Source organism: Streptomyces lycii (assembly GCF_009735685.1).
Lineage (GTDB): Bacteria > Actinomycetota > Actinomycetes > Streptomycetales > Streptomycetaceae > Streptomyces > Streptomyces lycii.
The window spans coordinates 1-1334 of the sequence record NZ_WHPN01000224.1 but is presented as its reverse complement, the minus strand read 5'-3'; the positions used below and the strand labels follow the sequence as shown (position 1 = coordinate 1334).

Here is a 1334-nt window from a genome sequence, read left to right as displayed (position 1 = left end):
CCGGGCACCGGCGGCACCGAGCGAGGGCACGGAGCGGAGGACACGGAGCGGGCAGACAGGTGGCCAAGGGCACGGAGCGGAGGACACGGCGCCGGGAACCGGTCAGCCGCCGGGCCCGGCGGAAGGGCGTCCCCGTTCCGCGCCTGCCGGGACCGCCCGGCGAGCACCGCGGCCGGCCGGAACAGGCCGGTGGGGCGGCCCGGGCCCGGCGGTCAGACCGGGTCGGCGAGCCGGTCCTCCGGCCGTTCGGGGCGTGCCGCGTCCGGGGCCGGGGGCGGCGAGCCGACCGGGCCCGGCCCGGCCCGGCGGTGGCGCAGCAGGCCGCGCAGCCAGTGCCCCGTGGCCACCGGCGGGATCAGGGCGCTCGTCAGGGCCATGGTCACGGTCTCCTCCCGGGTGCGGGGGCCGGGCCGGATACGGGCCGCCGCGAACTCTGCCGTGCCGGCCAGCCACAGGGCTGCGGGCAGCGCCGCGGCGCGCGGCCGGCGGGCCAGGACGCAGACGAGGGCCGCGGCACCCGCCGCGGTGACGGCGGCGTGCCGGGGCAGCCGTCCGCGCGGCGCGCCGGCGCGGCCCCACCAGTCACGGCCGTGCAGCCGGTTCATCAGGACGTCGTCGGCGTTGCCCGCCTGGGTCCGTACGGAGACCCAGCGGTCCGCCGGGCGCACCGGGTGGGTGGTGCGGCGCCGGCCGACGCCCAGCTTCCAGCCCGCGTCGAGGGCGCGCAGCGCCAGGTCGGCGTCCTCGCGGAAGGCGCGGGGGAAGCGCTCGTCGAAGCCGCCGAGGGCTTCGAGGGCGGAGCGCCGGTACGCCATGTCGGCGGTGATCCACTGCGAGGTGGCGAGTCCGGCGGTGTTCCGCTCCCAGTCGGTGGGCTTCCGGTCGCGCGGCAGCGGCACGGTGACACGGGCCTGGATCCCGGCCGTCGCCGAGTCCGCGGCGGCGAGGTCCGCCGCCAGGTCCGCCGCCCAGCCGGGGCCGGGCAGGACGTCGTCGTCGAGGAAGACGATCCAGGGCTCGCGGACGGCCCGCCAGCCGGTGTTGCGGGCCGCCGCAGGGCCCGCGGCGCAGCCCGGTACGACCGTGACCAGGCCCTGGAACGCGTCCGGGACGTCGGCGTCGAGCGGGGTGCAGTCGTGCGGCGGGCGGTCGTCGACGAGCACGATCTCCCGCGGCCCGGGCCCGCCGCCGGCCGTTCCGGCGGCGAGCGCGTGCAGACAGTCGGAGAGGCTGGGGCGGCCCAGGGTCGGGATGACGACGGCGTACCGCGGGCCGGTGTCGCCCGCGGCGGGCCCGCGTCCGGTGGCGGCCGTCATCGCGGGTCCTCCGGCGCC

Annotated in this window: 1 protein-coding gene; it reads right to left on the bottom strand. The window is 80.2% G+C overall.

Annotated features, from left to right (window positions below; all coding sequences use genetic code 11):
- Positions 1-212 precede the first annotated feature (212 nt).
- The gene (locus GCU69_RS09165; protein ID WP_098754260.1) at positions 213-1316 is read right to left on the bottom strand and encodes a glycosyltransferase family 2 protein; all 1104 of its coding nucleotides are present in this window, start codon (positions 1314-1316) and stop codon (positions 213-215) included.
- Positions 1317-1334: the final 18 nt, after the last annotated feature.

Coding starts and splice junctions, on each gene's coding strand:
- GCU69_RS09165 (WP_098754260.1), bottom strand. CDS start 1,316: ATGACGGCCGCCACCGGACGCGGGCCCGCCGCGGGCGACACCGGCCCG.